The sequence below is a fragment of the Bradyrhizobium sp. SPXBL-04 genome (assembly GCF_051853035.1).
Lineage (GTDB): Bacteria > Pseudomonadota > Alphaproteobacteria > Rhizobiales > Xanthobacteraceae > Bradyrhizobium > Bradyrhizobium zhanjiangense.
The window spans coordinates 4749630-4773105 of sequence record NZ_CP182472.1 but is presented as its reverse complement, the minus strand read 5'-3'; the positions used below and the strand labels follow the sequence as shown (position 1 = coordinate 4773105).

Sequence of the window (23476 nt, the reverse complement as noted above, 5' to 3'; positions counted from 1 at the left end):
AATGTCGCAGTCCGCGGCCTGGCTCATGCTGGTGATCGCCGGCGCGCTCGATGTCGGCTGGGCGATCTCGATGAAATATGCGGAAGGTTACACGCGCGCAGGCTGGAGCCTCGCCTCGCTGGTGCTGCTCGCCGCCTTCGTCTTCCCGCTCGGGCGTGCCTTGAACGTGCTCGAGGTCGGCGTTGCCTATTCGGTGTGGACCGGCATTGGCGCGGCCGGCACGTTCCTGCTGGGTGTCGTTCTGTTCGGCGAAACCTTGAGCGCGGTGAAGCTTGCGGGCATCGCGCTTGTGCTGACGGGGATCGTCGCACTCAAGCTGGCTTGAGCGGCGAACTCAGTCCCGTAGCCCGGATGGAGCGGAAGCGCAATCCGGGGCCCTGTGTCTGCGGATGGAGTTTCCCGGATTTCGCTTCCGCTCCATCCGGGCTACAGGACCTTAGCGCTATAGGGCCTCAGCGCACGTTGGCGAGGCGCATGTCGAGATAAGCCGTGATGGTCTCCATCAGCGGCTCGAGCTTGGCGTCGAAGAAGTGATTGGCGCCGGGAATGACCTGTTGGTCGATCACGATGCCCTTCTGCGTCTTCAGCTTCTCGACCAGCGTGTTGACGTCCTTGGGCGGCACCACCGCATCCTTCTCGCCATGCACGATCAGGCCTGAGGACGGGCAGGGCGCAAGGAACGAGAAGTCGTAGAGATTGGCAGGCGGCGCGATCGAGATGAAGCCTTCGACCTCCGGGCGGCGCATCAGGAGCTGCATGCCGATCCAGGCGCCGAAGGAGAAGCCGGCGACCCAGCAGGCGCGCGCTTCGGGATTTATGGTCTGCGCCCAATCGAGCGCTGCGGCCGCATCCGACAACTCGCCGGTGCCATGGTCGAACGAGCCCTGGCTACGGCCGACGCCGCGGAAGTTGAAGCGCAGGACGGAGAAGCCGCGATGTGCAAAGGCGTAGTAGCACTGGTACACGATCTGATGGTTCATCGTGCCGTGGAACTGCGGATGCGGATGCAGGATCATCGCGATCGGCGCGTTCTTCTGCTTGGCCGGATGGTAGCGGCCTTCGAGACGGCCGGCAGGGCCGGTAAAAATGACTTCGGGCATCGATGATCTCTTGATTGATTTCCTGGAGGCAACCTCGGCAATCAACCGATTGTGGCTTCATCGGCAGATGCCGACGAAAGCGCAATGAAGAGTGAGAGGGCGCGTCGTGCGGTGATGCGCTGACGGCGCGCGGTGACTGACGGTGCGCGTTTTAACATAGGCACAGGGTCAAAAAGCAAGCATCTTGAACATCGCCCAACGGGTTCAAGACGTTAGCGTGTCATGGTCGCGTCACCGCGACCGCATCATTCGGAATCATGGTTGCCAAGTGCCTGTCCGCGGCCCATGTCGGGACGACGGAAATGCCCCTTTGATTTGAGGTAATATCTTACTCAATGCCGACCCGGGTCTATCTCGATTGGAACGCGACCACGCCGCTCCGCGCTCAGGCGAGGGCTGTGATGCTGGCTGCATACGACCTGATCGGCAATCCATCCTCGGTCCATGCCGAGGGCAGGGAGGCACGGCGCCTGGTCGAGGAGGCCCGTGCCACGCTGGCCACCGCCGTAGGTGCGCTACCGCGGAACATCATCTTCACCTCAGCCGGAACGGAAGCCAACGGGCTGGCGCTGTCGCCCGGCCTGCGGGGGCCGTCGGGCGGCCCCGTCGAGCGACTACTGGTCTCCGCAGTCGAGCATGCCTCGGTGCTGGCGGGCGGCCGGTTCCCGGCGGACAAGATCGGTCAGATTCGGGTGACGCATTCCGGCGTCATCGACCTCGAGGATCTGAGGGACCAGCTCGGTGGCGGTCCGCCGGCGCTGGCCTCCATCATGGCTGCCAATAACGAGACGGGCGCGCTCCAGCCGGTCGCGGAGGCGGCGCGGATCGTTCATGAGGCCGGCGGCCTCCTGCACGTCGATGCGATTCAGGCGCTCGGCAAAATTCCGTTCGATATCAAGACTGTGGGCGCAGACCTTGCGACCTTTTCTGCGCATAAGATCGGCGGCCCGAAGGGCGTTGGCGCGCTTGTGGTGGCGGAAGGGCTCGCCGGTCTGGAGCCGGTGCTGCGGGGTGGCGGGCAGGAGCTCAACCGCCGGGCGGGCACCGAGAATGTCGCTGGGATCGCCGGCTTTGGCGCGGCCATCAAGGCGGCGCTTCAGGCTCTGCCGGAGGATGCGAAGCGAATGGCAACCCTCAGGGATCATTTGGAAAATGGCCTTCGCGCAGTTGCCGGGGTAACGGTCTTTGCGGACGACGTCGAGCGGTTGCCAAATACCGTCCTTTTCACTGCGCCAGGCCTGAAGGCCGAGACCGCTGTGATCGGCTTTGACCTCGCAGGCGTCGCCGTGTCGTCAGGTTCGGCCTGTTCATCGGGAAAGGTCCAGCCGTCCCACGTGCTTTCGGCCATGGGGTACGATCCCGTTGTGGCCCAGGGAGCGGTGCGCCTCAGTCTTGGCTGGTCCACGGAACTCGAGGAGATCAATCGAGCGTTAGAGGCTTGGCGAAAGCTCGGTAATAACCTACTTAAGGGCTAGGCGACGAAACACGGCTTGAATGGTTCTAGGTGCGTGCTTTCCGCCAAAAAACATCGTAATAGACGGAATACTCGTCCGAGTTTGATCCACCGCGGTCCTTGAAACCGCGAGCGGAGGATGGAATGCCAGCCGTACAAGAGACGGTCGAGCGCGTGAAGCGCATCGACGTCGACCAGTATCGTTATGGGTTTGAAACCCTGATCGACTCCGAGAAGGCCCCAAAGGGGCTCTCGGAAGAGATCGTAAAGTTCATCTCGCAGAAAAAGAATGAACCCGCCTGGATGCTCCAGTGGCGGCTGGAAGCCTATCGGCGCTGGCTGACCATGACCGAGCCGACCTGGGCGCGCGTCGAATATCCCAAGATCGACTTCCAGGACATCTACTATTACGCGGCGCCGAAGCCGAAGAAGACGGTCACCTCGCTCGACGAGATCGATCCGGAGATCCTGAAGACCTACGAGAAGCTCGGAATTCCCTTGCGGGAAGTCGCCATGCTCGAAGGCGTCGAGCCCAAGGTGGGCGAGGAAGACCCGGCCCGCCGCAAGATCGCGGTCGATGCGGTGTTCGATTCGGTCTCGGTTGCGACCACCTTCAAGGAGGAGCTGAAGAAGGCCGGCGTGATCTTCATGCCGATCTCGGAGGCGATCCGCGAGCACCCTGAACTGGTGCAGAAATATCTCGGCTCCGTGGTGCCGACGTCGGATAATTTCTACGCGACGCTGAACTCGGCGGTGTTCTCCGACGGCTCGTTCGTCTACGTGCCGCCGGGCGTGCGCTGCCCGATGGAGCTGTCGACCTATTTCCGCATCAATGAGCGCAACACCGGCCAGTTCGAGCGCACGCTGATCATCGCGGACAAGGGCTCCTACGTCTCCTATCTCGAGGGCTGCACCGCGCCGCAGCGCGACGAGAATCAGCTGCATGCCGCCGTGGTCGAGCTGGTCGCGCTCGATGACGCCGAGATCAAATATTCGACCGTGCAGAACTGGTATCCCGGCAATTCGGAAGGCAAGGGCGGCATCTACAATTTCGTCACCAAGCGTGGCGACTGCCGCGGCGCCCATTCCAAGATCTCCTGGACCCAGGTCGAGACCGGTTCGGCGATCACCTGGAAGTATCCGAGCTGCATTCTCCGCGGCGACAACTCGCGTGGTGAGTTCTACTCGATCGCGATCTCGAACGGCTTCCAGCAGGTCGATTCCGGTACCAAGATGATTCATCTCGGCAAGAACACGTCGAGCCGCATCATCTCCAAGGGCATCGCCGCCGGCAAATCGCAGAACACCTATCGCGGCCTCGTCACCGCGCACCGCAAAGCGCTAGGGGCGCGCAACTTCACCGCCTGCGACTCGCTGCTGATCGGCGACAAATGCGGCGCGCACACCGTGCCGTACATCGAGGCGAAGAACTCGTCCGCGACGTTCGAGCACGAGGCGACGACGTCGAAGATCTCCGAGGACGTGCTGTTCTACTGCATCCAGCGCGGCCTCTCGCAGGAAGAGGCCGTCGGCCTCGTCGTCAACGGCTTCGTCAAGGACGTGCTGCAGCAGCTGCCGATGGAGTTCGCGGTGGAAGCGCAGAAGCTGATCTCGATCTCGCTTGAAGGGTCGGTCGGTTAACACCGGCCCTCGCGGTGCGCTTCGGCGCTCCATGCCTCATTTGAATAGACTGGACACCAAAATGGCTTTGCTTGAAGTGAAAGACCTCAAGGTTCGCGTCGAGGAGCGTGAGATCCTCCACGGGCTGACGCTGACCGTGAACGAGGGCGAGGTGCACGCGATCATGGGGCCGAACGGCTCCGGCAAGTCGACGCTCTCTCATGTCATCGCCGGCAAGCCCGGCTATGAGGTCACCGACGGCCAAATCCTGTTTAGGGGCGAGGACCTCCTGGAGATGGATCCCGACGAGCGCGCCGCCAAGGGCGTGTTCCTGGCTTTCCAGTATCCGGTCGAGATTCCCGGTGTCACCACCATGAACTTCCTCCGCACCGCACTGAATGCCCAGCGTAAGGCGCGCGGCGAGAGCGAACTGATGGTGCCGGAATTTCTGAAGAAGGTCCGCGAGGTCTCGAAGTCGCTGAACATCCCGCAGGACATGCTCAAGCGTGGCGTCAATGTCGGCTTCTCCGGCGGCGAGAAGAAGCGCAACGAGGTGCTCCAGATGGCGCTGTTCGAGCCCAGCCTGTGCATCCTCGACGAGATGGATTCCGGCCTCGACATCGACGCGCTGCGCATCGCGGCCGACGGCGTCAACGCGCTGCGCTCGCCGGGGCGCGCGATGGTCGTCATCACCCATTATCAGCGGCTGCTCAACTACATCGTGCCCGATTTCGTGCACGTGATGTCGAAGGGCCGTGTCGTGAAGAGCGGTGACAAGGAACTGGCGCTGGAGCTGGAAGCTTCCGGCTACACCCAGTTCGAGGATGCCGCGTAAGGAATTTTGGAGATGAACGTTGCTGTGGCAAAGACCGGGAACGGCCGCGCGGTGAGCGATCTCTTCGCCAGCGCTGAAGGCCGCTTGCCGGGTTCGCCGGCTGTGATCGCGGCGCGCCGCGAGGCGTTCGAGACTTATGAGCGTCTCGGCCTGCCGCACCGCCGGATCGAGGAATGGAAGTACACCGATCTGCGTGCGCTGGTCGGTGAGGTGCTGCCGCTGGCAGCGGCGCCCGATTCGGCCGCGTTGAAGCGCGCCGCGGACGCGGTGAAGGCGCATGCGATCGCGGGCGCCCGCAAGCTGGTGCTGGTCGACGGCGTGTTTGCGGCGGATCTGTCCGACGTGAAGGCGCTCGGCTCCGAGGCGAGCCTCAAGACGCTGCGGGAGACGCTGGAGAAGGATGCCGGCCTCCTCAATACCACGTCCACCGATGCCGTGATCGCGCTGAACGCCGCCATGACAACCGACGGCGTCGTGCTGTCGATCGCTGATGGCGCGCAGCTGTCCGCGCCGATCCAGATCATCCACATCGCAACCGCAGCTTCCACGTCGACCTTCACCCGTTCGCAGGTCGCGATCGGGAAGGGCGTTCGCGCCACCATCGTCGAGAGTTTCGTTGCGGCCGGCGCCAAGGCCTACCAGGTCAACGATGCCGTGCTCGTGACGGTTGGCGACGGCGCCGATGTTGCACATATTCGCCTGATGGACGATGCGGCGGACGCGGTCAACGTCACCTCGCAGTTCGTCACGGTCGGCGCCAATGTGAAGCTCAACTTCTTCAACATGACCACTGGCGCTGCCGTCAGCCGCTTGCAGGGCTTCATCACGCTGGCGGGCGAGGGCAGCGAGCTCTCGGCTAACGGCGTAAACCTGTTGCAGAAGACCGAGCATGGCGACACCACGTTGCTGGTCGACCATGCCGTGCCAAACTGCGTCAGCCGCGAGACTTTCCGCGCCGTGATCGACGACCGGGGTCATTCGGTGTTCCAGGGCCGCATCATCGTTCGTCCCGACGCGCAGAAGACCGACGGCAAGATGATGACCCGCGCGCTGCTGCTCTCGGATGAAGCCGAGGCCGACAACAAGCCAGAGCTCGAGATTTTTGCCGACGACGTCTCCTGCGGCCACGGCGCAACCGCCGGCGCGCTGGACGAGAGCCTGTTGTTCTATCTGAAGGCGCGCGGCCTGCCGGAGAAGCAGGCCCAGGCGCTGCTGATCCAGGCCTTCGTCGGCGAGGCGATCGAGCAGATCGCCGACGACGGCCTACGCGAGTACGTGATCGGCATCGCCGAGCGCTGGTTGGAGCGGCGGTCATGAGCACGCATCCGGCCCTCAAGAACGGCGCCTACGACGTTGCGCGCGTTCGCCAGGATTTTCCGGCGCTCGCCATGCAGGTCTACGGCAAGCCGCTGGTCTATCTCGACAACGCCGCCTCGGCGCAGAAGCCCAGCGCGGTGCTCGACCGCATGACGCAGGCCTATACCAGCGAATACGCTAACGTGCATCGCGGCCTGCATTACCTCGCCAATGCGGCGACGGAAGCCTATGAGGGCGCGCGAGCAAAAGTCGCGCAGTTCGTCAACGCCCGCCGCACAGAGGAGATCATCTTCACCCGCAACGTCACCGAGGCCATCAACCTCGTGGCGTCGTCCTGGGGCGAGCCGAACATCAAGCAGGGCGACGAGATCGTCCTCTCGATCATGGAGCACCATTCCAACATCGTGCCCTGGCATTTCCTCAGGGAACGCCACGGCGCGGTGATCAAATGGGCGCCCGTCGATGACGAGGGCAATTTCCTGATCGACGAGTTCGAGAAGCTGCTGACGCCGAAGACCAAGCTTGTCGCCATCACCCAGATGTCGAACGCGCTCGGAACATTCGTTCCGATCAAGGAGGTCGTGCGGCTGGCCCACGATCGCGGCATTCCCGTGCTGGTCGATGGTGCGCAGGGCGCGGTGCATCTGCCCGTCGACGTGCAGGATCTCGACTGCGATTTCTACGCGTTCACCGGCCACAAGATTTATGGCCCGACCGGCATCGGCGCGCTCTATGCCAAGCACGAGCACCTTGTCGCGATGCGGCCGTTCAACGGCGGCGGCGAGATGATCCGCGAGGTTGCGAAGGACTGGGTCACCTATGGCGATCCGCCGCACAAGTTCGAAGCCGGCACCCCGCCCATCGTCGAAGCGATCGGCCTCGGTGCCGCCATCGATTACGTCAATTCGATCGGCAAGGAGCGCATCGCCGCGCACGAGCACGATCTCGTCACCTACGCCCAGGACCGGCTCCGCGAGATCAACGCGCTGCGGCTGATCGGTACCGCGCGCGGCAAGGGGCCGGTGATCTCCTTCGAGCTCAAGGGCGCGCATCCCCACGATGTCGCCACCGTGATCGATCGCCAGGGCATCGCGGTGCGCGCCGGCACCCATTGCGTGATGCCGCTTTTAGAGCGGTTCAACGTCACCGCCACCTGCCGGGCCTCGTTCGGCATGTATAATACGCGGGAAGAAGTCGATCATCTGGCACAGGCGCTTCTGAAAGCGCGGGATTTGTTCGCATGAGTGACATGGCCGACGTCAAAGCCAATCCGATGGAGACCCATTCGGCGCTGCCGCCGGAGGAGACCGAGCGCTTGACCACCGAGATCATCGCGGGCCTCAAGACCGTGTTCGATCCGGAAATCCCGGCCGACATTTATGAGCTCGGGCTCATCTATAAGGTCGAGATCAAGGACGACCGCTCGGTCGACGTGCTGATGACGCTGACGACGCCGAACTGTCCGGCCGCCGGCGAACTGCCGACCATGGTCGAGAACGCGGTCGCCAGCGTTCCCGGCGTCGGCGTTGTCGACGTCAAGGTCGTCTGGGAACCGCCGTGGTCGCCTGAGCGCATGAGCGACGAGGCGCGCCTCGTGCTGAACATGTGGTGACGGCTCGCATTGAATTCGCTTCGCAACGGACCACATAGATAACATGACCCAGGCGACACCAGCTTCGACACCAAAGCCCCGGCGGCCGCGCCCGCAGGTGATGCGGCTGACGGATGCCGCCGCGCAGCGGATCACCGAGCTGACCCAGCGCGCGGACTCCGAGATCGTCGGCCTGCGCGTCGGCGTGAAGAACGGCGGCTGCGCCGGCCAGTCCTACACCGTCGAATACGCCCACGAGATCCGCCCGACCGACGAGGTGGTCGAGGACAAGGGCGTCAAGATCCTGGTCGATCCCAAGGCCGTGCTGTTCCTGCTCGGCACCGAGATGGACTACAAGGCCGACAAGATGCAGGCCCAGTTCGTCTTCAACAACCCCAACCAGGTCTCCGCCTGCGGCTGCGGCGAGTCGGTCGAGCTGCGGCCGGCGAAGGTTGAGGGGTAAGCCCGGCTTTCGCAACCCCCACCGCTGTCGTCCTGGCGGAAGCCAGGACCCATACCGCGTGATGCCTCGATCGTGGGAGGTATCCGTACCGCGTGGCGTAACTTTTACTCTTCGCTAAACTACTCCCTGGGGTAATGGGTCCTGGCTTTCGCCAGGACGACGGTGGAGAGAGAGTTGGGCCATGGACCGCGAATTCCTGATCGACCTGTTCGCCGATTTCGGCCCCGTCACCATCCGAAAAATGTTTTCCGGCTACGGCATCTCCGCCGACGGGATCAACTTCGCGCTGTCCTTGCGCGCCGGGCTGTTCTTCCGCGCTGACGAGGTCACGATCCCGAATTTCGAGGCGGAAGGCTCAAAGCCGTTTCAATATTCGACCCGCGCAAAGACCGTGCTGGTGAACTCCTATTGGGAGCTGCCGGCGCGGCTGTTCGACGATTCCGAGGAGCTGGCGCAATGGGCGAGGGCAGCACTCGCCGCCGCCCAGCGCGCCAAGGTGAAGAAGCGGCCGAAGGGGAAGAAGGCCGCGCCGAAGAAGCCAGTTGCCAAGAAGCAGCCGGCCAAGAAGGCAGCGCGTAGTGTGGGCAAAGCGAAGCGTGCCCGCCGTTAGGCTGCTGCTCGTGGAGAGATGGTGGGCACGGCGCTGTGCGCCTTTACCCACCCTACAGTCGCCATCTGAAGGACGCGCTTTCCTCACGCCACCCGGTTGTGCGTCTCGACCGCGTATTCCGGATCGACTTCGCAGATCACGCGGTTGCGGCCGTTGCGCTTGGCGGCGTAGAGGCAGGCATCGGCGCGCTCGATCAGCGCGTCGGGGTCGTCGCCCTGCTTGAGCAGGGAGACGCCGACGGAGATGGTAACGCGGCCGAGGATCTCGCCGGTCGACTTCTTCTTCAATTCCTTCGCCATCACCGCGCGGCGGATGTGATCGGCCACCGTGAGCGCCTGGCGCAGCGCGGTGTTGGGCAGCACGACCGCGAATTCCTCGCCGCCATAGCGCGCCGTGATGTCCTGGCCCTTGATAGTCTGCTTCAGCGACAAGCCGACCAGCCGCAGCACCTGGTCGCCGGTGAGATGGCCGTAGGAATCGTTGAACGACTTGAAATGATCGATGTCGAACAGCAGCAGCGACAGCGGCTCGCCGGAGGCGAGCGCGCTCTGCACGGCCATGCCGATCATGCGGTCGAAATATTTGCGGTTGCCGAGGCCGGTGAGCGGATCGGTCAGGCTCTCGGCTCGGATCGCCTCCAGGCTCTGCTGGAGATTGCTGATCTCGTTCTTTGACAGCGTCAGGCGGCCTTCCAGCGCCTTGTTGGCCTCGCGCATCTCGCTGGTCGAACGCAGCAGCGTCTCCACGATCGCCTTGATCTGGTCGCGGCTCTTGGCTGACGACAGTTTCTCGGTCGCACCCGACAGGCTGGCGTCGTAGGCGCCACTCATCCCGAGCGCATCGCCGAGGACCTTCATCACGTCGTCGATCTCGCCGATGACGCGCGCGCCGACTTTGTCGATGCGGTCGGTGGTCTTGATGTGGGAGAGATAGGTCTCGTAGATCTGCTCGAGATCGGCTTCGGTCAGCTTGCCGTTGCGCGCCAGCGTCTCGTTGATGATCTTGTTGATCGGTGCGTTGTAGCCGGTGGCGTAGACGTACCAGATCTCGTAGTTGCGGGGAATTGCCGTCTGCCGAAGCGATCGGATCTGACCGAGCGCTACCTCGGCGAACGCCATCGTGCGTTCGTGTTCGTCGAGAACCTTGACCACGGAACATACCCCACAGCGGTCCGTGCGCCCGCGACCGCAGCAATGCTTAAATTATGTTCGTAGGCTAACGGACGATCGTGAACGCCCCGTAAATATACGCTCACGAACCGCCTAAAAAGTGTGGGGCAGTATTTTTGCAACCGAAACCTGGAGCGCGTCCGCGCTTCAGGCGCCGGCGGGGGAGCGGACCGGCCGCAGCAGAAATGCCGGCAGGTGTGAGTGATCGCCCGGCTCGGTGTCGACCTCGCGCTGCCGGCGCGGCTCGGGACGGCCGATCGACGGCACGTGCGACGCATTGGCCTGCGGACGTGCACCGTGACGCGGCTCGGATCCGCGCTTCTCTTCGGGACGATGCCTTGCTTCGGACGGCTGTCGCGCCTCGCGCGGCTCGTGGCTGCGCTCACGGTCGTGATCGCGCCGCTCGCCGCGCTGCGGCTTGCCGCGTCCGCCGCGTGAACGTTCACGGCCGCGCTGCTCGCGCGGACGCTCGGTCCCGTCGGCGCCCTCAGCGTGGACTTCGTAGTCGCCCTCGGCGCGCGGAATGCTCTGGCCGATCAGCTTCTCGATCGCCGCCATCGATTTCTGGTCGAGCGGCGTCACGATCGAGATCGCGGTGCCGGTGCGGCCGGCGCGGCCGGTGCGGCCGATGCGGTGAACGTAGTCGTCGGCGTGATGGGGAACGTCGAAATTGAAGACGTGGCTGACCTCGGGAATGTCGAGGCCGCGGGCGGCGACGTCGGAGGCCACCAGCAGCGGCAGCTCGCCCTTGCGGAACTGATCCAGCGCGGCCATGCGGGCCGGCTGGTCCATGTCGCCGTGCAGGGCGCCGACGCTGAAGCCGTGCTTCTGAAGCGATTTGTGGACGATGGCGACTTCACGCTTGCGGTTGCAGAAGATGATCGCGTTCTTGAGGTCCTTGGCCTCGCGCAGCAGGCGGCGGAGCAGCTCGCGCTTCTCGTGCGCCTCGCGTCCGGCGGGCACCTGGGCCTGGGTGACAGTCACGGCGGTGGTGGCGGGCCGGGAGACTTCGACCTTCTGCGGATTGTGCAGGAAGGCCTCGGTGATGCGCCGGATCTCCGGCGGCATGGTGGCGGTGAAGAACAGCGTCTGCCGCGTGAAGGGGACGAGCTTGCAGATGCGCTCGATGTCAGGGATGAAGCCCATGTCCAGCATGCGGTCGGCTTCGTCGATGACGAGCAGCTCGACGCCGGTGAGCAGGAGGCCGCCGCGCTCGGTGTGGTCGAGCAGGCGGCCCGGCGTTGCGATCAGCACGTCGACGCCGCGCATCAGCTTGGCATCCTGGTCGCCGAAGGAGACGCCGCCGATCAGGAGGGCGACGTTGAGTTTCTGGCCGGCGCCGTAGCGGTCGAAGTTTTCCTTCACCTGCGCCGCGAGCTCGCGGGTCGGCTCGAGGATCAGCGTGCGCGGCATGCGCGCCCGGGCTCGGCCCTTTTCGAGAATGGTGAGCATCGGCAGCACGAAGGCGGCGGTCTTGCCGGTGCCCGTCTGGGCGATGCCGAGCACGTCCTTGCGTGCGAGGACGTGCGGGATCGCCTGTTCCTGAATGGGGGTGGGGTTGGTGTAACCGGTGGCCGCCACTGCGGCTAGGACTTTTTCGGACAGTCCGAGATTTGAAAAGGACATTGAGCCTCTGGTCGAAACCGCCGTTCGGAATCGAGGGTAATAAGGCTGTCGCGTTCCACCCCGAAACGGCGCGCTCTCAAAGAAGCTGGGGGTGCTGACTCACGCGAACAAAGCGCCAAGCTCGGGAATCGATCTTCGATCTGAGCCGCGTCGCCCCGGAACATAGGCGGGAATCCGCCAAAGTCAATGGAGCGGGCGCGGGAAGACCCTAAAAAACCTGAGGTTTTTGCCCAAATAGCGGGCGCGGTTGAGGTTTTCCGCCGAACCCGGCGGGCTTGGCGGAGCCGGCAAACGGCGGCTAATGCCCCTCCCGATCCTGGGCCCGGAAGTCGCCGGGCGCCATGCGATAGGCGGCGTTGAACACGCGGTAGTAGGTTGCCAGGCTCTCGAAGCCGCAGGAGGTCGCGATGTCGGCGATCAGCCGCTCCGGGGCCTCGCGCATCAGGCGGCGGCTCTGTTTCAGGCGCTCGTCGGTCACGGTCTGCGAGAAGCTCTTCTCCGCCGTCTCGAACAGCATGTGCAGGTGGCGCACGGAAATGCCGAGCAGGTCGGCCACCGTGGTCGGCGCGAGCTTGGGGTCTTGCAGGTGGCGCGCGATCAGGCGCCGGGCCTGCGAGTGGCGGGCGATCCGCAGCGCGGCCTGTCCGCGGCGGCTGCCGGGCCGCAGGATGCCGCGCTCGATCAGCGCCAGATGGGCGAGTGCCTGGACCAGGGAGGTCGCATCGGCAGCGCCGCCATCCGCCGCGGCCTCACCGAGATCGGCGAAGCAGGCGCCGAGCAGCGGCGCCAGGGTGGGATCGTCAAAGGTCCGCGGTGCAAGCTCGCGCAAGCGTTTGTCCTGGGCCGGGATGCTGCTCACCGGGATCTTCAGGATCCGCAAATGGAAGCCGCCTGCGCCCAGCGGCGCGGTGCGATAGGGCAGGTCGGTATGGCTGGTGGCGAAGCTGCCGTTTGCGATCGCGAAGTCGCTGCCGCGCATGCCGCCGAACCAACCGCCGCTGCCGAGCTGCTGGTAGACGCAGATAGCGTCGCCCGGCGCGGAGGCGATGTCGGATGCACTGCGCTCGACGGTGTAGGGTGAGGCCCTCAGCTCGACGAGGCCGGCGCCGCCAAGCTGGCGCAGCGAGAATTCGCCGAAGAAGTCGGCGCGGCGTTCGCGCGCGAGCTCGGCGGTGACGCCGAACAATCCCTTGGCGCGTACCTCGCGCCAATAGTCGAAGCGGTCGTGCGGCTCGACCTCGTCGGTGCACCAGCGATACACGGCAGCCCCCTTCAACGGAATGCCCAAGAAAAAGCAGATTCCGACGGAGTCTGCCATAGGACCGATGATGGAATCGGGGACCAAGGCCCTTGAACCGTCGATATGGCTGGGCCGACTATCACATCAACGGCCGGGTTTGCCATGAACGACCGTTCGAGGGGACCGGCGTGGGGCCGTTCTGCAACGGGAATATTTCAATGACGCGTCGGCTTTTCAGAATTCTGGCGGCACTTGGCCTGGCAGTGGGCCTGAGCGGCCTCGCGCTTCCCGCGCATGCCGAGAAGCGCGTCGCGCTCGTCATCGGCAATAACGACTACAGCAACGTGCCGAGGCTGCTCAAGGCGGTCAACGACGCCCGCACCATGGGCGATACGCTGAAGCAGCTCGGCTTCTCGGTGATGCTCGCCGAGAACCAGAACCGGCAGCAATTCTCCGAGACGCTGCTCGCCTTCGACAGGGCGATCGAGCCCGGCGACACCGCGTTCTTCTTCTATGCCGGCCACGGTTTCGAGATCGCCGGCCAGAACTATCTGCTGCCGACCGACGTTCCGGCGGCGACGGAAGGGCAGGAAGAGCTCGTGCGCGATGCCTCCATCCTGGCCGACCGCATCGTCGAGCGCCTTCAGAACAAGAAGGCGCGGACCTCGATCCTGGTGTTCGACGCTTGCCGCAACAATCCGTTCGAGCGCAAAGGAACCCGCGCGGTCGCCGGCGGCGGCGGACTCGCGCCGATGACGCAACTGCCGGAAGGCGTGTTCTCGGTGTTTTCGGCAGGTCCGCGCCAGACCGCGCTCGATCGCCTCTCCAACGACGACGCCAATCCCAATTCGGTGTTCACGCGCACCTTCGCCAGGGAGCTGCTCAAGCCTGGCGAGAACCTCGTGCAGGTGGCGCAGCGCACCCGCCGTGCCGTCAGTGAGATGGCCGATACCGTGAAGCACAAGCAGGTGCCGGTCTATTTCGACCAGATGGTCGACGACGTGTTCCTCAGCGGCCTCGCCAAGGATGCCGCCGCGCGCGCGGACGATCCGCCGCCGCAGAAGCTCGCGGCGCTGCCGCCGGTGTCGGTGCCGCGCCAGCCGAAGGAGGAGACCACCAACGCGCCGATCGCGAGCTTCTCGCGGCACAATGGCGGCTGGAGCGTGGTGTTCTCCTTCGCCGACCCGACGCTCGGCATTTCCTGGCGCATGGCCGGTAAGGGCGATTTCCGCGAGACCGGCTTCATCGACACCCTCGATCCGCGCACGCGCAAGCGGATGCCGAACCCGTCGATCGAATTGCCGTCGGATGCGCAAGCCGGCACCATCGAGGTCCGCTATGTCGATCAGTCCGGCGACATGCAGGGGCCGTTCCCGATCAGGTTCGATCCCGAGGCCGCGCTGATCCGCGACCAGCGCAAGATCCTCGACATGACCTCGACGAGCTGGCTGTCGTTCCGCGAGTTCAATGGGCTGCTGGTCTACTACACGCACCTCGTGTCCTACCGCTGCGCCATCCGCGAGGTGCGCATCGGCATCGACACCGCCGTGCCCAACCAGGTGCTGAAGATGCCCGCTTGCGACATGCGCGATCCCAGCGCGATCAGCGCCGGCATGCCGCTCTACATGAAACTCGCCCCGGCTACGCAGTTCGTCTCGGTGGAGCTGACCTATCGCGACGGCAGCGTTTCGGAGATCAAGAGCTTTCGCAGCGCGAACCGCAGCAACAATTGAGGTCTTCGTCGGCCGCGGCGCGATGAGCAGAAGACGGAACAACTCCTGCTGACCTGACTTGGATTGTCTGTCAAACCAGGGAGACGATTCATGATCCGCAGATCCATCTTCGTAACAATCGCTTGCGTTGCACTGTCGACGGCCGCCTTCGCTCAAGGGGGAGGTGGTGCTGGCGGCGCAGGTGCGGGTGCAGGCGCAGCGGCCGGCACAGGTACCGGCGGCGCCAGCGCGGGATCTGCGGCCAACTCGGGTGTCGGAGCGGGCTCGTCATCCAGCAGCGCCAACTCCGGGCCGTCGGCTCCCTCAGGGATGGGAACGCATGACGCCACCACGGGGGCCAACATCAACACCAACATCGGCCAACCCAATCCGAATGTTCAGCCCCCGACCGCGAATGCCAAGACGCCGGCAGCAGCGCAAGCCGAGCGAAACATGGGCGTCGGTCACGCACCCAACGGGTTGCCGATCGGCAGTCCGGGCACCGGGACCAGCAACGAGGACCAGAAATAGTCAGATCCCGTTTCAGGAGAGGCCCGCGTTCTGCAGGCCTTTCTCGTCGGACGCTTGTTTGCTGCTGGAAACCGCGTTGGGCCTTTCCCTGCAAATTGAGACTGCCTTCGGCCTGAATCGCGCTAGTATCGTCCGGCATAGCTTGATCGATACTCACATCGCGGATCGCGGCGGCAATGACCTCCGATCAACAACAAAACCGGACCATGAAAGTCCGCTGCTGCATCGTCGGCGGCGGCCCAGCGGGCATGATGCTGGGCTATCTCCTGGGGCGCGCCGGCATCGACGTCGTGGTGCTGGAGAAGCATGCGGATTTCTTCCGCGACTTCCGCGGCGACACCGTGCATCCCTCGACGCTTCAGGTGATGGACGAGCTCGGCCTGATCGACGGCTTCCTGAAGCTACCGCATCAGCGCTTGCAGAAGATGGATGGCCTGTTCGGCGGCACGCCGGTGCGCGTCGCCGATCTCAGCCGGCTTCATACCAAGTACCCCTTCATCGCCTTCATGCCGCAATGGGACTTCCTGAATTTTCTGCGCGAGGCCGGCAAGCGCTTTACCTCGCTCAAGGTGATGATGAGCACGGAGGCCGTCGATCTGATCCGCCGCGGTGAGACGGTGACCGGCGTGCGGGCGAACACGCCCGAGGGCACCATCGACATCGCGGCCGATCTCACCATTGCCTGCGACGGCCGGCATTCGACGGTGCGCGAGCGCGCCGGCCTTAAGGTCGAGGAGATCGGCGCGCCAATGGACGTGCTGTGGTTCCGCGCTGGCCGCAGACCCGACGAGACGGAGAGTGTGTTCGCGCGGATCGAGCCCGGCAAGATGATGATCACCTTCGACCGCGGCGATTATTGGCAATGCGCCTATGTCATCGCCAAGGGGCAATTTGATGCAGTGAAGGCGAGGGGACTGCAGGCGCTGCTCGACGACGTCGTGCGCATGGCGCCGATCCTTCGATCCGGCATCGCTGAAGTGAAGAGCTTTGACGACATCAAGCTGCTCACCGTCGCGATCAACCGCCTGACGCGCTGGACATTGCCAGGCCTGCTTCTCATTGGCGATGCCGCGCACGCGATGTCGCCAGTCGGCGGCGTCGGCGTCAATCTCGCCGTGCAGGACGCGGTCGCGACCGCAAACCTGCTGGCCGACAAGATGCAGCACGGTTGTCCATCGGAGAACGAGCTCGATGCGGTGCGACGCCGGCGCGAGTTCCCGGTGAAGATGACGCAGCGAATGCAGGTCATCATGCAGAACAACATCATCAGCGGCGCCTTGCAGCCGGGCGATCAGCCGCTGAAGGTGCCCTTGATCTTGCGCCTCATCACCGCGCTGCCCTGGCTCCAGGGCATTCCGGCGCGCCTGCTTGCGCTCGGCGTTCGGCCCGAGCACGTGCAGTCGAAGGCCGCGCCGACAGCTTAGCGCAAGACATCGCTAGGGATAACGCTGCGTTAAAGCGCGCGCGGCGCGTTGCGCACGTGCAACAGCACAAACGGATTCTCGGGCCACCGCGTGTCGATCTTGTCACGTTAACCGTGTTGATTTCAATTTTAGTAAGAGCCGTCTGTGACCGTGCGGCCATCAAAGGACACGGGGTGTACCATGCGTAATAAATTGATTGCCGCCTTCGCCTGCACGACGGCTCTGGTTTCGACCGGCGCGGCTTCCGCCGCCGATCTCGCTGCGCGCTACACGAAGGCGCCCGCCTATGTCGAGCCGCTGTTCAACTGGACCGGCTTCTATGTCGGCGGCCACATCGGTGGCGCATGGACCAACGAGCAGTTCATCAACAACGGGACCGGCGCGGCGTTCGGCGATTTGCTACCGGGAGAAGGCTATCGTCAACGCAACTCGGGCGTCATGGGGGGCGCGCAGATCGGCTACAACTGGCAGGCCAACAACTTTGTGTTCGGCATGGAAGGCACGATCTCCGGCCTCGACAACAAGGGTACGGTCGTGAACACCGCGTTCCCCCCGGCGAACGACGTGTTCTCCTGGCGGGCCAATGTGCTGGCGACGGTCGTCGGTCGTGCCGGCTTTGCCGTGCAGAACAACCTCTTCTACATCAAGGGCGGCTATGCGGGGGTCAACAACCGACTCTCGGTCACCGACCCGGTCGTAGCGGGTACGGGCGGACAGACTCACTGGGCCAATGGCTGGACCGTCGGCGCCGGCTGGGAATACGGCATCACCCGCAACTGGATCGTCGGCCTCGAATACAACTACGCGGCCTTCGGCAGCCAGACCTATCAGCTCGGCGGCACGGCAGGCAATTACACCTTCGATGCCAAGCCGCGTGACATTCAGTGGGCCGTCGTGCGCGCGAGCTACAAGTTCGACGCGCCGGTCATCGGTCGCTACTGAGCAGCGAACGACCAAGCACATACAAAAAAATCACTGCCAAACTCAAAAGCCCCGGGTACCGAGCCCGGGGCTTCTCTTATTCACGATTCACGCGAACGACGGCGTGAAGCGAGCCGCTCAAAGCTATTCCGACATCAGAATTATGATGCGTATCCTTCCTACATTAGGGAAGTACATCTTACATATGTGTGTGGCCCACGTGCAACTTGCGCGTGAAAAGTGAATGCGTATCCATATCCCACGGCTTTTCCATCTGGCCGCGCCCCGCTTTTTCGCTACGTTCATGACCAATTGTTTCTATGCATTGGGGATTGGGTCATGAGACGATTTTTCGGGTGGGCATTTACCACCGCTTCGCTCCTGTCACTTGCCAGCGTGGGCGCTGCCTCTGCGGCTGATATGGCTGTGAAGGCAAGGCCGGCTTTGCCGGCTCCAGCACCGGTCTACAACTGGACCGGCTGGTATGCTGGCGTGAATGGCGGCTGGGCATTTGACGCTTCGTCTACCGGAAGCCTGGTGGCGTCTACTCCGGGCTTCGCAGGCGCGATTGCCGCCGGAGGCACGCCGACCTTCTTCGGTGCCAAGCATGAAGGCGGATTTGGCGGTGGCCAGGTTGGTTACAATTGGCAGATGGCCAACTGGCTGGTTGGTGTGGAAGCCGACATCCAGGGAGCGGATATCGGTCGCACCTCAACCATCATCTTCCCGGGCGGGGCGGTATTTCCGAGCGTTTCGACCGGTCGGGATCACATCGACTGGTTCGGGACTCTCCGCGGCCGTGTCGGCGTTACGGCCGGTCCGGCGTTGTTCTACGCGACAGGCGGTCTTGCCTATGGTGGCGTCAGGACAAACATCAGCAATGTCTTTACGCCCGCCGCTGCGGGTAGTTTTTTCGGCAGCGACAGCAGCACGCGGATCGGATGGGCTGCCGGCGCCGGCGTCGAATGGGGCTTCGCGCCCAACTGGACGGTGCGGGGCGAATATCTGCATGTCGATCTTGGCCGTTCGAATGTGACCATGTTCGACCCTGTGAATTTCCCAGCCGAGTCCGCGACGTACCGCTTCAATCATGTCGTCGATGCCGTTCGCGTGGGCGTGAATTACCGCTTCGGCGGACCGGTGGTCGCGAGATACTGATCTCTTCGCGTGGACTGCATCAAAAGCCCCAGCTCTCACGCTGGGGCTTTTTCGATGAGCTGCAGCGTATCAGGCCATCACCGAGAAGCCGCCGTCGACGGGAATCGCGGTGCCCGTGACGAAGTTCGAGGCGGGTGAGGCAAGGAATACGGCGATGCCGGCGAAGTCGTCGATGTCGCCCCAACGTCCCGCAGGCGTGCGCGCCAGCACGCGCTCGTGCAGCCCCGAGACTTGCTGCCGTGCGCCGCGGGTGAGGTCGGTGTCGATCCAACCCGGCAGGATGGCGTTGACCTGGATGTTGTCGGGCGCCCAGGCGTTGGCGCAGGCGCGGGTGTACTGCACGATGCCGCCCTTGCTCGCCGCATAGGCGGTGGCGAAGCTCGCGCCGAAGATCGACATCATCGAACCGATATTGATCACCTTGCCGTTGCCGGATGCCTTCAGCGCCGGATAGGCCAGCTTCGAGCACACGAAGGCGCTGGTGAGGTTGGTGTCGATCACCTTATTCCATTCATCGAGCTCGAGCTCGTGCGGCGGCTTGCGGATGCTCATCCCCGCATTGTTGATGAGGACGTCGATGCGGCCGAGCTCCCTGATGACGCGGTCGACCATGGCCGCGACGGCGGCCTTGTCAGTCACGTCGGTGGTGATGGCGATTGTCTTTACGCCACGCTGGCTGAGATCGGCCACGGCGGCGGCGGACTTGGCTTCGTTGCGTCCGACCACGGCGATGTCGGCGCCGGCGTCGGCAAGGCCGCGGGCCATGCCGAGCCCGATGCCGCCATTGCCTCCTGTTACGACGGCGACCTTGCCGCGAAGATCGAACCGGCTGGATGTCATGCTTTTATTCCTTGGTTTCTTCTATTGGTTGCTTTGCCAGATCAGCACCAGCCCGAAGCCGGCCATGGCTGCGCCATAGCCGGCCCATTGCAGCTGGTTGACCATGAAGCTCGATCGCGGCCAGGCAAGCGTTCCCGTGCCCTGTCCGATCCAGAGCAGCCCGACGGCAGTCGCAAACAAGCCTGCGATCAGCAGAAATCTGCGCATGCATTCCTCCCATCAGTCCGCTTCTGTCGCGACACGACGACGAAGGATCGCCGCCGCCGCGAAGGCTTGAGCGCACACTAACCGTAGCTTCGGTTCGGATACAATGGCAGCGCCGGGACAAGCCGGCGTGCGGGGGAGGAGGCTATGCTTCTGGACAAGCACTCGAGCCGAAGGCGATCAGGGATGCCGATCGGCGGTGGTGGAAGCGCGGCCTCGTCGATGCATACACCTGAGGCGTGCGTCGGCCGTTGACAGGCCCACAACGAAAAAGCCCCGGACGATGCCGGGGCTTTGACGTCTGAACGGGAGGTCAGATCAGTACTTCGCGACGACCGGACCGGTCCAGTTGAAGCGGTAGACCAGCGAGGTGCTGATGGTCTGCACCAGGGGCTTGAAGCTGATGGAGTCGGTGGTCACGACGTTGCCGACGTCGGTGCGGACGGCAATGTCCTTACGATCGTAGTAGGCAGCACGATATTCGGTCTTCATGAACCAGCCCGGCGCCGTGATGCCGAAAATGTTCAGATTGTTCTCGACGCCACCGCCGACGAACCAGCCATTGCGGTTGAACGAGTCGGTGTGGAAGCCCGAAGCCGTCCCGGCGAGATTCGTCAAGCCAGCGCCCGACCAGTGCGATCCAGTGTAACCGCCATTGACGTAGGAGAGAACGTTCGGAGCAACCAGATAGCCGAGGCGAACACCCGCGGCCCAAGCGTCCTGCATCTTGATGCGGCCGGTCAGCGCAGCAAACTCATCGTTGATGCTGCCGCGCAGGCTGCCGAACTGACCATCGGCGAACACGCCAGCCACCCAGGTGCCGGAGAACTGCCAGTCGTAGCCGGCACCGACCGTTCCAAACCAGCCATCGCCGCCAACACGCTGATCGATCGTCACGGGAACGCCAACGAAGTTGGTGTGGGAGTCCGCATCCCAGACGCCGCCGCCGGCGCCACCGAAGATGTAGAAGCCGGTCCAGTTGGCGACCGGCGCGGGCACCGGAGCCTTCACGTAGGGACGGGCAGCAAGGTCAGCGGCCGAGGCCGAACCGGTCATTGCCGCAACCGCGGTCAGAGCGAGCAGAGTCTTCTTCATGTTAAAATCCCCAACCTTGGTCTGTCGTAGCCGGCGCGAGCGCGCTGTAAGTTCGTGTGATCTGATACCCGGACTATAGACGTTTCCGGCCGAAATGCTGTTGCTGGGCAGGCACACTCGCCGGAAAACGCCGATCGGCAGGGATCTGATTTGAGAGGACCATTTCATAAAATAACTACATCCTATCAATAGGTTGGATGCTGATGGTGTAAGCTTGGAGTCTGCAACCTCTCGTTAACGAAATCGGCTTCGTGCGGAATGGAGGCAATCCTGCCTCAGCTTTGGTTCCCGTGAGTCGTTGGCCGAGTCGCAGCGCGAAGGGTGGGAATCAGCCGCGTCCTGGCGGACCACCGGTAAGGTTGTCGGGGAGGCAGTGTCGTCCTCACAAACGAAAGGGCCCCGGCGGTCAAACCGGGGCTCTTGATGGGACGCGGCAGCGTGAGGCTGGCGGGTCAGACGTCCAGCAGTTCCTCGCTGGCAAACTCGGCCTTGTCCGAGATGAACGCGAAGCGCGCCTCGGCCTTGGTGCCCATCAGGCGTTCCACCGAATCCGCCGTGGTGTCGCGATCGTCGGCAAGCAGCACCACCTTGAGCAGCGTTCGCTTGCTCGGATCCATGGTGGTTTCCTTGAGCTGCGCCGGCATCATCTCGCCGAGGCCCTTGAAGCGGTTCACCTCGACCTTGGCGTTGGCGTTGAACGCGCTCTTGATCAGCTCTTCCTTGTGCTTGTCGTCGCGGGCATAGACCGATTTGGTGCCGTGGGTCAGCTTGTAGAGCGGCGGCACCGCGAGGAAGAGGTGCCCTTCGTCGATCAGCCGCGGCATCTGCCGGTAGAAGAAAGTGATCAGCAGCGAAGCGATATGCGCGCCGTCGACGTCGGCGTCGGTCATGATGATGATGCGCTGGTAGCGCAAATCCTCTTCGCGATAATGCAAGAGCTGGCCGCAGCCGATCGCCTGCACGAGATCGGAGAGCTGGGCATTCGCCGTCAGCTTGTCCTTGCCGGCGGAGGCGACGTTGAGGATCTTGCCGCGCAACGGCAGCACCGCCTGGGTCTTGCGATCGCGCGCCTGCTTGGCGCTACCGCCGGCCGAGTCGCCCTCGACGATGAAGAGCTCGGAGCCTTCGGTGCCGGCATCGGTGCAGTCGGCGAGCTTGCCAGGCAGACGCAGCTTCTTGCCCGCACTCTTGCGCGCAGTCTCCTTTTCCTGGCGCCGGCGCAACCGCTCCTCGGCGCGATCGATCACGAAGTCGAGCAGCCTGTTGGCCATGTTCGGATTGCCCGACAGCCAATGGTCGAACGGATCCTTCATCGCCTGTTCGACGATGCGCTGCGCTTCTGCCGTGGCGAGGCGGTCCTTGGTCTGGCCCTGGAATTCAGGCTCGCGCACGAACACCGAGAGCATCACGGCGGCGCCGACCATCACGTCTTCGGAGGTGACGGACGCGGCGCGCTTGCCCTGACCGACGCGCTCGGCGTGATCCTTCAGGCCGCGCAGCAGCGCGCTGCGCAAACCCGATTCATGTGTGCCGCCATCGGGCGTCGGCACGGTGTTGGTGTAGGAGGAGAGAAAACCGTCGGCATCGGCGGTCCACGCCACCGCCCACTCGCAGGCGCCATGGGCACCGTTGCGGCCGGACTTGCCGGAGAAGATGTCGGGATGCACCAGCGTGTCGGCGTGGATCGCCGCAGCGAGGTAGTCCTTGAGACCGCCGGGGAAGTGGAACGTCGCCTCCGCCGGCACGTCCTCGACGCCCTTGAGCAGCTCGGGCGCGCAGTTCCAGCGGATTTCGACGCCGCCGAACAGATACGCCTTCGAGCGCGTCATCTTGAACAGGCGCTGCGGCTTGAACGAGGCCTTGGCGCCGAAAATGTCGGTGTCGGGCTTGAAGCGCACGCGCGTGCCGCGGCGGTTATTGACCTTCCCGAGATCCTCGAGCTTGCCCTTGGGGTGCCCGCGCTCGAACGTCATGCGGTAGAGCTTTTGGCTGCGCGCGACCTCGACCTCGAGGCGCGAGGAGAGGGCGTTCACCACGGAGATGCCGACGCCGTGCAGACCGCCCGAGGTCTCGTAGACCTTGGAGTCGAATTTGCCACCCGAATGCAGCGTGCACATGATGACTTCGAGCGCCGACTTCTTCGGGAATTTCGGATGCGGATCGATCGGGATGCCGCGTCCGTTGTCGGTCACGGTCAGGAACCCGTCCGCGCTCAGATCGACCTCGATGAAGGTCGCGTGCCCGGCCAGCGCCTCGTCCATGGAGTTGTCGATGACTTCGGCGAAGAGGTGATGCAGCGCTTTCTCATCGGTGCCGCCGATATACATGCCGGGTCGGCGCCGCACCGGTTCCAGCCCCTCGAGCACTTCGATGTCAGCCGCCGTGTAGTCGGCTTCCCCGCCGCTGCCGCGCGAGGCCGTCTTGGCGGCGGACGCACGGGACTTTGGCTCGTTGGCGCCGAACAGATCGTCTTTCGCTTTGGTTTTCAACTGCTTGGACATATTTCTTGATACGTTTTGAGGGCCGCAGGCGCGGCGAATCGGTTAGGCCGACTATGCCACTTCTGA

General features: G+C 63.9%; 22 protein-coding genes. 14 read left to right on the top strand and 8 right to left on the bottom strand.

Annotated elements, in window-relative coordinates; all coding sequences use genetic code 11:
• Nucleotide 1: 1 nt before the first annotated feature.
• Nucleotides 2-325: a DMT family transporter gene (locus tag ACNJX8_RS22650; protein WP_439356808.1), complete on the top strand. Its 324-nt coding sequence runs from the start codon at nucleotides 2-4 to the stop codon at nucleotides 323-325.
• Nucleotides 326-452: 127 nt separating this feature from the next.
• Here ACNJX8_RS22650 and ACNJX8_RS22645 read toward each other — a convergent pair whose 3' ends face one another.
• The gene (locus ACNJX8_RS22645; protein WP_014495555.1) at nucleotides 453-1100 is read right to left on the bottom strand and encodes an alpha/beta hydrolase; all 648 of its coding nucleotides are present in this window, start codon (nucleotides 1098-1100) and stop codon (nucleotides 453-455) included.
• Between the two features lie 335 nt (nucleotides 1101-1435).
• Between ACNJX8_RS22645 and ACNJX8_RS22640 the strand changes: the two genes are divergently transcribed.
• The 8 genes from ACNJX8_RS22640 (at nucleotide 1436) to ACNJX8_RS22605 (ending at nucleotide 8989) form a co-directional block, all read left to right on the top strand.
• Entirely contained in the window at nucleotides 1436-2575 is a 1140-nt protein-coding gene (locus tag ACNJX8_RS22640) for a cysteine desulfurase family protein (RefSeq protein WP_439356807.1), read from the top strand.
• A 122-nt stretch (nucleotides 2576-2697) separates the two neighbouring features.
• Entirely contained in the window at nucleotides 2698-4194 is a 1497-nt protein-coding gene (gene sufB / locus ACNJX8_RS22635; RefSeq protein WP_439356806.1) for a Fe-S cluster assembly protein SufB, read from the top strand.
• Nucleotides 4195-4255: 61 nt separating this feature from the next.
• The gene (sufC, locus tag ACNJX8_RS22630) at nucleotides 4256-5008 is read left to right on the top strand and encodes a Fe-S cluster assembly ATPase SufC (RefSeq protein ID WP_164935130.1); all 753 of its coding nucleotides are present in this window, start codon (nucleotides 4256-4258) and stop codon (nucleotides 5006-5008) included.
• Between the two features lie 12 nt (nucleotides 5009-5020).
• A complete protein-coding gene (sufD, locus tag ACNJX8_RS22625; protein WP_439356805.1) occupies nucleotides 5021-6325 on the top strand; it encodes a Fe-S cluster assembly protein SufD in 1305 nt (434 codons plus the stop codon).
• Nucleotides 6322-7569 (top strand): cysteine desulfurase, encoded by a 1248-nt coding sequence (locus ACNJX8_RS22620; protein WP_439356804.1) that lies wholly within the window; start codon nucleotides 6322-6324, stop codon nucleotides 7567-7569. Before sufD ends, ACNJX8_RS22620 begins: the two co-directional genes overlap by 4 nt.
• Nucleotides 7566-7937 (top strand): SUF system Fe-S cluster assembly protein, encoded by a 372-nt coding sequence (locus ACNJX8_RS22615; protein ID WP_091887959.1) that lies wholly within the window; start codon nucleotides 7566-7568, stop codon nucleotides 7935-7937. The genes ACNJX8_RS22620 and ACNJX8_RS22615 overlap by 4 nt, the downstream gene beginning before the upstream one ends.
• A 43-nt stretch (nucleotides 7938-7980) precedes the next feature.
• Nucleotides 7981-8379, top strand: a complete 399-nt coding sequence (locus ACNJX8_RS22610; protein WP_091887957.1) for a HesB/IscA family protein — start codon at nucleotides 7981-7983, stop codon at nucleotides 8377-8379.
• Between the two features lie 181 nt (nucleotides 8380-8560).
• Nucleotides 8561-8989 carry a TfoX/Sxy family protein gene (locus tag ACNJX8_RS22605; protein ID WP_439356803.1) on the top strand — a complete coding sequence of 143 codons (429 nt, stop codon included), beginning with the start codon at nucleotides 8561-8563 and terminating at the stop codon, nucleotides 8987-8989.
• Between the two features lie 83 nt (nucleotides 8990-9072).
• On the opposite strand, the gene ACNJX8_RS22600 is transcribed toward ACNJX8_RS22605, so the two are convergent.
• From ACNJX8_RS22600 to ACNJX8_RS22590, 3 genes are all read right to left on the bottom strand, one after another.
• Nucleotides 9073-10140: a GGDEF domain-containing protein gene (locus ACNJX8_RS22600; RefSeq protein ID WP_439356802.1), complete on the bottom strand. Its 1068-nt coding sequence runs from the start codon at nucleotides 10138-10140 to the stop codon at nucleotides 9073-9075.
• Nucleotides 10141-10305: 165 nt separating this feature from the next.
• A complete protein-coding gene (locus ACNJX8_RS22595) occupies nucleotides 10306-11784 on the bottom strand; it encodes a DEAD/DEAH box helicase (protein WP_439356801.1) in 1479 nt (492 codons plus the stop codon).
• Between the two features lie 298 nt (nucleotides 11785-12082).
• A complete protein-coding gene (locus ACNJX8_RS22590) occupies nucleotides 12083-13045 on the bottom strand; it encodes a helix-turn-helix transcriptional regulator (protein WP_439361954.1) in 963 nt (320 codons plus the stop codon).
• Nucleotides 13046-13242: 197 nt separating this feature from the next.
• On the opposite strand from ACNJX8_RS22590, the gene ACNJX8_RS22585 reads away from it, so the two are divergent.
• From ACNJX8_RS22585 to ACNJX8_RS22565, 5 genes are all read left to right on the top strand, one after another.
• Nucleotides 13243-14757 carry a caspase family protein gene (locus ACNJX8_RS22585; RefSeq protein WP_439356800.1) on the top strand — a complete coding sequence of 505 codons (1515 nt, stop codon included), beginning with the start codon at nucleotides 13243-13245 and terminating at the stop codon, nucleotides 14755-14757.
• A 90-nt stretch (nucleotides 14758-14847) separates the two neighbouring features.
• Nucleotides 14848-15267, top strand: coding sequence for a hypothetical protein (locus tag ACNJX8_RS22580; RefSeq protein WP_439356799.1), 420 nt, complete (start codon nucleotides 14848-14850; stop codon nucleotides 15265-15267).
• A 176-nt stretch (nucleotides 15268-15443) separates the two neighbouring features.
• A complete protein-coding gene (locus tag ACNJX8_RS22575) occupies nucleotides 15444-16691 on the top strand; it encodes an FAD-dependent oxidoreductase (RefSeq protein ID WP_439356798.1) in 1248 nt (415 codons plus the stop codon).
• A gap of 180 nt (nucleotides 16692-16871) precedes the next feature.
• A complete protein-coding gene (locus tag ACNJX8_RS22570; protein ID WP_249761362.1) occupies nucleotides 16872-17633 on the top strand; it encodes an outer membrane protein in 762 nt (253 codons plus the stop codon).
• 318 nt (nucleotides 17634-17951) lie between these two features.
• Nucleotides 17952-18770 carry an outer membrane protein gene (locus tag ACNJX8_RS22565; RefSeq protein ID WP_128942253.1) on the top strand — a complete coding sequence of 273 codons (819 nt, stop codon included), beginning with the start codon at nucleotides 17952-17954 and terminating at the stop codon, nucleotides 18768-18770.
• A 69-nt stretch (nucleotides 18771-18839) separates the two neighbouring features.
• Here ACNJX8_RS22565 and ACNJX8_RS22560 read toward each other — a convergent pair whose 3' ends face one another.
• From ACNJX8_RS22560 to parE, 4 genes are all read right to left on the bottom strand, one after another.
• Nucleotides 18840-19610 (bottom strand): SDR family NAD(P)-dependent oxidoreductase, encoded by a 771-nt coding sequence (locus ACNJX8_RS22560; protein ID WP_439356797.1) that lies wholly within the window; start codon nucleotides 19608-19610, stop codon nucleotides 18840-18842.
• A gap of 21 nt (nucleotides 19611-19631) precedes the next feature.
• Nucleotides 19632-19817 carry a hypothetical protein gene (locus tag ACNJX8_RS22555; RefSeq protein WP_091888160.1) on the bottom strand — a complete coding sequence of 62 codons (186 nt, stop codon included), beginning with the start codon at nucleotides 19815-19817 and terminating at the stop codon, nucleotides 19632-19634.
• 315 nt (nucleotides 19818-20132) lie between these two features.
• Nucleotides 20133-20909 (bottom strand): outer membrane protein, encoded by a 777-nt coding sequence (locus ACNJX8_RS22550; protein ID WP_128934080.1) that lies wholly within the window; start codon nucleotides 20907-20909, stop codon nucleotides 20133-20135.
• Nucleotides 20910-21361: 452 nt separating this feature from the next.
• Complete coding sequence (parE, locus tag ACNJX8_RS22545) at nucleotides 21362-23410, bottom strand: DNA topoisomerase IV subunit B (RefSeq protein ID WP_439356796.1); 2049 nt, start codon at nucleotides 23408-23410, stop codon at nucleotides 21362-21364.
• Nucleotides 23411-23476: the final 66 nt, after the last annotated feature.